The organism is Idiomarina sp. T82-3, from assembly GCF_001577655.1.
Lineage (GTDB): Bacteria > Pseudomonadota > Gammaproteobacteria > Enterobacterales > Alteromonadaceae > Idiomarina > Idiomarina baltica.
Map to the genome: position 1 here is coordinate 1 of NZ_LSBQ01000034.1, position 7,598 is coordinate 7,598.

General features: G+C 47.0%; 6 protein-coding genes. 3 read left to right on the forward strand and 3 right to left on the reverse strand.

Annotated elements, in window-relative coordinates; all coding sequences use genetic code 11:
• The first annotated feature begins 292 nt into the window (after positions 1 to 292).
• The gene (locus tag AWU56_RS12810) at positions 293 to 1,006 is read left to right on the forward strand and encodes a substrate-binding periplasmic protein (protein WP_006956841.1); all 714 of its coding nucleotides are present in this window, start codon (positions 293 to 295) and stop codon (positions 1,004 to 1,006) included.
• On the opposite strand, the gene AWU56_RS12815 is transcribed toward AWU56_RS12810, so the two are convergent.
• From AWU56_RS12815 to uvrA, 3 genes are read right to left on the reverse strand one after another with little or no spacing between them, the layout of a single operon-like run.
• Positions 1,003 to 1,959, reverse strand: coding sequence for a glutaminase (locus tag AWU56_RS12815; RefSeq protein WP_006956840.1), 957 nt, complete (start codon positions 1,957 to 1,959; stop codon positions 1,003 to 1,005). The genes AWU56_RS12810 and AWU56_RS12815 overlap by 4 nt on opposite strands.
• The gene (locus tag AWU56_RS12820; RefSeq protein WP_286682742.1) at positions 1,949 to 2,356 is read right to left on the reverse strand and encodes an acyl-CoA thioesterase; all 408 of its coding nucleotides are present in this window, start codon (positions 2,354 to 2,356) and stop codon (positions 1,949 to 1,951) included. Before AWU56_RS12820 ends, AWU56_RS12815 begins: the two co-directional genes overlap by 11 nt.
• Positions 2,357 to 2,365: 9 nt before the next feature.
• Complete coding sequence (uvrA, locus tag AWU56_RS12825; RefSeq protein ID WP_286682743.1) at positions 2,366 to 5,194, reverse strand: excinuclease ABC subunit UvrA; 2,829 nt, start codon at positions 5,192 to 5,194, stop codon at positions 2,366 to 2,368.
• A 31-nt stretch (positions 5,195 to 5,225) separates the two neighbouring features.
• Here uvrA and AWU56_RS12830 point away from each other — a divergent pair, with 31 nt between their 5' ends.
• On the forward strand, positions 5,226 to 6,692 hold the full coding sequence (locus AWU56_RS12830) for an MFS transporter (protein ID WP_272977543.1): 1,467 nt from the start codon (positions 5,226 to 5,228) through the stop codon (positions 6,690 to 6,692).
• A 45-nt stretch (positions 6,693 to 6,737) separates the two neighbouring features.
• Positions 6,738 to 7,361: a single-stranded DNA-binding protein gene (gene ssb, locus AWU56_RS12835; protein ID WP_286682744.1), complete on the forward strand. Its 624-nt coding sequence runs from the start codon at positions 6,738 to 6,740 to the stop codon at positions 7,359 to 7,361.
• The last annotated feature ends 237 nt before the right edge of the window (positions 7,362 to 7,598 follow it).

Below are 7,598 nucleotides of genomic sequence, written 5' to 3' on the forward strand. Positions count from 1 at the left end.
GTGCAGGCGTTGTATCTAAGATCATCGACTAATGTAACTTGCGCCTAAGGCGTAAGCGACAGAGAGTCCAAAACCCGGCTTCGGCCGGGTTTTTTTATGGTGAATTATTTTGCACTGCTGTAAGCCTTGCTTCCGTGATTTGACCTCGATTATTGACTTTTATCAGGTTTAACCTCAATATATCTGTCCAGTTTCAACGTAAATAAGTGCAGTGAAAAGAAGTTTTTTTCTACTCATAACCTGCTTTCTCGCAAGCGTTTCATTCGTAAAGGATGTAAGCGCGCAAACGCCTGTGTATGTTGCAGCGTACGATTATCCTCCCTATTTTTCTACTGGACTTGAAACTGACGTAACCCGCGAACTCATTCAGATTTTGAACGACTATCAAGATACCTACGACTTTCAACTTCAGGTGATTCCACCGAATGCTCGATATCAAGCATTATCAAAGGATGGGTGCTGTGATGTCATCTTTTTTGAGTCAGAGGAGTGGGGTTGGAAAGGCAAAGCGGTAGATGCAACGATTCCTATTATTCGCGGGCGCGAACGGTTTATCGCAAAGCGAATACCGGGTCGGACCCAAGCATTTTTTAGCTCTTTAGACGATAAAACCGTTGGTGCAGTTAAAGGTTATCATTATAATTTTGATGGTAACGAGCGAACCGCGGATGAATTAGGGAGTAGTTATCGCGCCTACCTTTCTCATTCGGCATTGACCAATCTACGCATGCTCATGGGTGGACGCATTGATATCATGCCGATTAATGATGAACTTTTATCAGCACTGCAAAACGCCGGGGACCAGTATGAAAAAGACTTACTTGTCTCTGACCAAATTTTTGATGACTACATGTTGAGCATGATAGTGGGTCACAACAAACGCCTTACCCGAGAGACTATGCAACAATTGGTGCGTGAACTCGCTCGCCAAGGTCATATTGATAAGTTGCTGCAACGCTTTAATCTGTCTCGCTTCCAAGTTTATCGTATTGGTCTGAGACGCTAGTAGACGCTCAATCCTAAACGATTAGCGAGTTCGCGCACCATGAACATGCCGCGTGCGCTGTTGCCAAATTCATTCAGTTTTGGGCTCCATGCTGAAATCACCCCAAAATCAGGCACTATCGCGACAATACCGCCACCGACACCACTTTTCGCAGGCACGCCAACGGTAAAAGCAAACTCACCACTTTGGTCATACATACCGCTCGTTGATAGCAGCGCATTGATGCGTTGAGCATCTCGCTTAGTAATGATTTCGCGCTGAGAGAATGGACATACACCGGCATTTGCGAGGAATGTAAACGAGCGCGCGAGGTTTTCACAGCTCATGCTAATCGCGCATTGCCAGAAATAATGATCAAGGACTTCATCTACATCGGACTCAATGTTGTCGAAGCTCTTCATTAAGTGAGCGGAAGCCGCGTTCCTATGACCATGTTCTTTTTCCGATGCATGTACTGATTCATCAGCATATATTCGGTCATTACCACACAGGCTTCGTACAAGGCTCATTACAGCGTTTTTACTGGTCGAGTAGTGGCTAACTAGCACATCGCTAATTAAAATCGCTCCTGCGTTGATCATGGGGTTTCGGGGAATACCCTTTTCCCATTCCAACTGAACAATCGAATTAAACGCCTGTCCTGAAGGCTCCATTTTGACTCGTTGCCACAAATCGTCACCCAAGCGATCCATCGCCATCATTAAGCCAAATATTTTGGAGATGGATTGGATCGAAAACAACGTGTCCGTGTCACCGACGTTGAACACCTCTCCATCCAATGTCGTCAGAGTCAGCGCACATTGCTCCGGCTCGACAGCAGCAAGCGCAGGAATGTAGTCGGCGACGTTGCCCGACTGGATCTGCATCGCTTGCTGATGGATTTCCTTCAATAACCGGTTGAGATCATCGGGGGCTTTTATTTGCTGGCCACCACTTACCAAATCACGCGTCAATGGGATGCTCCGGATGTTGTAGCTCGACTAGGCGTTGCCTTAGCTCGTCACTTAAGGTAACCGAACGTTGTTGCTCAAAATCGAAATAAACGAGTACGGTTTTGCCCTTGGCGCAGAGCTCACCTTTTTGCCAGATTTCGGTACCAATATCAAAGGAACTGCCGCCAAGACGTTGAACAAAAGTCTTCACAGTCACATTCGAGCCAAAGAAAATGGGTCGTGCGAAATCAACTTCAAGACGAGCAACGATCAAACTTTTTGTTTTTGGCGACATTTCACCAAAGAACTCAAATATAGGTAACCGGCCGGTCTCAATCCACATAGGCACAACGGTGTTGTTTACATGACCTAAGGCATCGGTTTCATAAAAACGAACTTTAAACTGCTCTTCTAACATCCTGTCTTCCTATGACGATTTAAGCATGGGTTTAAGAAAGCGAGCGGTGTGAGACCGCGTCTCATTAACGATTTTTTCAGGAGCGCCCTCGGTGAGGATCTCACCACCGCCCGAGCCACCTTCGGGACCTAAGTCAACAATCCAGTCAGCGGTTTTAATCACATCTAAGTTGTGCTCGATAACGACCACGGTATTCCCATGGTCACGCAGACGATGAATCACCGCCAGTAATTGCTTGATATCATGGAAGTGAAGTCCTGTAGTGGGCTCATCCAGAATATAAAGCGTACGCCCAGTATCTCGCTTCGATAATTCTCGCGACAACTTCACACGCTGCGCTTCACCACCTGACAACGTCGTTGCCGATTGACCAAGCCGTACATAAGACAAACCTACATCCATTAAGGTCTGAAGTTTGCGTGCAATCGCGGGAATCGGATCAAAGAACGCGCGCGCCTCTTCAATGGTCATATCGAGTACTTCATGGATATTTTTGCCTTTATACTGAATATCCAGCGTTTCACGGTTGTAGCGCTTACCCTTACAAATATCACAGGGTACATAGACGTCCGGCAAGAAGTGCATTTCAACTTTAATCACACCATCGCCTTGGCAAGCTTCACAACGGCCGCCCTTAACGTTAAAGCTAAACCGCCCTGGCTTATAACCGCGCGCTCTGGCTTCTGGTACGCCGGCAAAGAGCTCCCGTATTGGAGTGAAGATACCCGTATAGGTCGCGGGATTAGAACGAGGCGTACGTCCGATGGGACTCTGATCGATATCAACCACCTTATCCAACAGTTCCATACCTTCAACACGTTTGTGTGGAGCTGGCTCACTGGTGGTTGCACCGTTAAGCTCGCGGTGAGCAACTTTGAATAAGGTATCATTAACTAACGTCGACTTACCTGACCCCGACACGCCCGTCACACAGGTCATCAACCCTAAAGGAATGTTCAAATCGACATCTTTTAGGTTGTTACCCGTAGCACCAATAATTTTAAGCCAGCGCTCATCTGGCTCATGCCGTCGACTTGGCACATCAATCAATTTGCGACCCGATAAATAATCACCTGTTAAAGACCGCTCAGTTTTGACAATATCATCGACCGTTCCTTGTGCCACGATCTCGCCGCCATGCACACCCGCACCAGGACCGATATCAATCACATGATCCGCCTGACGAATTGCGTCTTCATCGTGTTCAACGACCAACACGGTATTGCCTAGATCGCGCAAATGAATCAGTGTATTAAGGAGACGTTCGTTATCACGTTGATGCAAGCCAATACTTGGTTCGTCCAGTACGTACATCACACCCACCAAGCCCGCGCCAATTTGACTGGCTAAACGGATTCGTTGAGCCTCACCACCGGATAAGGTTTCTGCACTACGTGACAGGCTCAGGTAATTCAACCCCACATTGACCAGGAACCCGAGCCGATCGTTAATCTCTTTCAATATTTTTTCAGCGATTTTTCCGCGCTGACCGTCAAGATCAAGACTTTGGAAAAAGTCTAATGCATCACCAATCGACCGTTCTGCAACTTGAGGTAGATTTGTATTTTCGATAAATACATGGCGCGCCTCAGTGCGCAAACGGCTACCGTGACAGCTCTTACAGGGTTGAACCGCAATATATTTTGCTAACTCGTCGCGCACCGCTTGTGATTCTGTTTCGCGGTATCGGCGTTGCATGTTGGGAATAATACCTTCGAACGGATGTGCACGAACGACCTTATCGCCCCGATCATTCATGTAAGTGAACTTGATTTCTTCTTTGCCGCTGCCGTAGAGCAACACTGCACGAGTATCTTCACTTAATTCATTAAACGGCACCGACAACTTAAAGTCATAATGCTTAGCCAATGACTGTAGCATCTGGTAATAATAAAAATTACGTTTATCCCAACCGCGGATGGCGCCGCCCGTGAGCGATAAGTCGCCATTGACGACCACCTTACTCGGATCAAAAAATTGCTCTACCCCCAAGCCATCGCAGGTTTGGCAAGCTCCGGCTGGGTTATTGAACGAAAACAAGCGTGGTTCTAATTCTTGCATACTGTAACCACAGTGCGGGCAAGCAAAGTTAGCCGAGAATACCAGTGTTTCACCGTCTTCACCCGGCATTGGTGCAACAAACGCAGTACCGCCTGTCATATCAATAGCGGTTTCAAACGACTCGGCCAAGCGTTGCTCGATACCCTCACGCACTTTAAAACGGTCAACAACCACCTCAATGGTGTGCTTCTTTTGTAACTCGAGTGTCGGCGGATCGCTTAGATCACAAATTTCACCATCGATGCGCGCACGGATGAAGCCTTGTAAAGCAAGGTTTTCTAGCACCTTGACGTGTTCACCCTTGCGGTTCTGTACAATGGGTGCCAATAACATGCGTTTTGATTCCGCAGGCTCGGTAAGTACTTGGTCAACCATTTGTGAAATGGTTTGCGCCGCCAATGGGACATCATGTGTTGGGCAACGAGGTTCGCCCACACGGGCAAATAATAGACGTAAGTAATCGTATATCTCGGTAATGGTACCCACCGTCGAGCGCGGGTTATGAGACGTTGACTTCTGCTCAATGGAGATCGCAGGTGATAAACCTTCAATGCCGTCTACATCAGGCTTTTCCATCAGTGACAAAAACTGACGAGCGTAGGCGGAGAGTGACTCAACATAACGTCGTTGACCTTCCGCGTATAACGTATCAAACGCCAGCGACGACTTGCCTGAACCGGATAATCCCGTAATGACTACGAGCTTATCGCGCGGTATGGTTAGGTTAAAATTCTTTAGGTTGTGTGTTCGCGCACCACGTACTTCGATTTTGTCCATAGTAAACTTTTTTCTCCGCGCATAGGCGTCAATGATTCAACCGAGTGAGCCGAGTATTATCGCACAGACTTGGGTATCTGGTACAATGCCCGCTCGGTCGTTCATAATAGCGAGCATTATGAGTCAGCAACAGTTAAATAGAACAGAAAAGCGCGCAGCGTTCGCACTTGCCTCCGTCTTTGGCATACGCATGTTGGGCCTGTTTTTGATCATGCCTGTCATGGCAATTTATGCCCACGAGTATCCAGATTACACACCCGCGTTGATGGGAATCGCTTTAGGAGCTTATGGTTTAACTCAAGCCTTTTTCCAAATTCCGCTGGGTATGTTATCGGATCGAATAGGGCGTCGTCCTATCATCGTTGGCGGCCTTTTGGTGTTTGCTCTAGGTAGTATGATTGCTGCGCAAGCAGATAGTTTGGTGGGGGTCGTCGTAGGTCGCGCCGTGCAAGGTATTGGTGCCATTGCAGCGGCTATTTTAGCGATGGCTGCCGATGTTTCACGCGATAATCAACGATCGAAAGTCATGGCGATTATTGGTATGTGTATCGGCTTGGCATTTGCGCTAGCGCTGATTATCGGCCCGTTACTCGCCGACCATATTGGCTTACAAGGCCTATTTTGGTTTACTGCCGCGAGCGCCCTTGTGGGGATTGGCCTATTACTCGTCGCAGTGCCGAAAGCATTGACTAAATCAGCCCGTCGCGAGGCGTTGCCTGTTGCCACGGAACTTAAACATTTGGTGAGACACCGCCAACTTTGGTTACTCAATGGCGGCGTATTCGTACTGCACGCGGTACTCACGTCTTGGTTTATTAGCTTACCCACTTTGTTAGCAGCGCATGATGTACGAACGGAATACCATGCCTTATTTTATTTACCGACCTTAGTGCTATCGATCGCGTTAATGGTGCCCATGATTATTCACGGCGCAAAAACCAATCAACATGTCACTTGGTTTAGGTTGTCGATTTTATTGTTGATGGTGGGTGCGACACTGATTACATGGTGGGGTGCTTCGCTGATTGTGATAGCCATCGCGTTGGTGGTTTTTTTCACAGGCTTTAACTTCTTAGAAGCGACACTACCTTCATTGCTTACACGTATTGCCCCTGCAGGCAGTAAAGGGAGCGCCAGTGGCATCTATTCGACCTGCCAGTTTAGCGGGGCGTTCGTCGGTGGCGCGCTAGGCGGTTGGCTCTTACAAACTTATCAGCTTAAAGGGATTGGTGTGGCGAGTTTAGCTATACTAGCGTTATGGTTTGTTTTGAGCCGTTTGATGCAAAACCCTAAAGCCGTAACGAACGTGGTGATTAGTTTGAAAGGGCTTGAGCAACAAACCCTTGATCAGTTTAATGACGCGCTACTTGGAATATCAGGCGTCGAAGAAGTTCGCTACGCGCCTGATGATGCTACAAGCTATTTAAAAGTTGATAAAAAGCAGTATGATGAGCATGCAGTCGAAGCATTGATCGAACGTCACAAATCGGCCCAATAGCGTGTTAAACTATTAAAAGAGAAAATTTTAGAACAGGAGAGAAATATGGCCAGTCGCGGTGTGAATAAGGTAATTTTGGTCGGTAACTTGGGCGCCGATCCTGAAGTTCGGTATACCCAGAACAGTACCGCTATTGCTAATCTCTCAATCGCAACCAGCGAAACGTGGAAAGACAAGCAAACAGGTGAACCGCGTGAACAAACTGAGTGGCACCGTTGTGTTGCTTATCGTCGCTTAGCAGAAATCGCCGGTGAGTATCTTAAAAAGGGCTCAAAAGTGTACGTTGAAGGTCGCTTACAAACACGTAAATGGCAAGGTCAAGACGGCCAAGATCGCTACACGACAGAAATCGTAATTAACGAAATGCAAATGCTCGATTCTCGTGGCGGCTCTGGCATGGGTCAAGGCCAAGGTATGAATCAGGGTATGAACCAAGGCATGAATCAAGGTATGAACCAGGGCATGAATCAAAACCAAGGCGGCAATCAGCCTGCACCGAATCAGCAGGGTAATCCGAACCAAGGTTTTGGACAGCAGCAAGGCTTTCAAGGCGGCCAAGGCGGTCAGTCAAACCAAGGCAATGCGATGCGTTCTAACCAAAATCAGCAGCCTTCACAACCAGAACCGTTTTCACCCGACAACGATTTTGATGACGATATTCCGTTCTAACCAGAAATAAAATTAAAAGTGTATAAAGTTTACTATATAGGCCGCATATTCTGCGGCTTTTTTTGTTTCTAGTGATAAATTATGGTGATTTTTTGAATGACTTATCATTATTTTTATGTAACATAAAAAAATGTATATTTCCTAGATTCAACTAATAACTGCAACACTCGCTCATAGCCTGTTGCAATTGCTCTTTAAAAATTATGTCTGGCTGAATAAACCCCAAAGTTTTCCTGG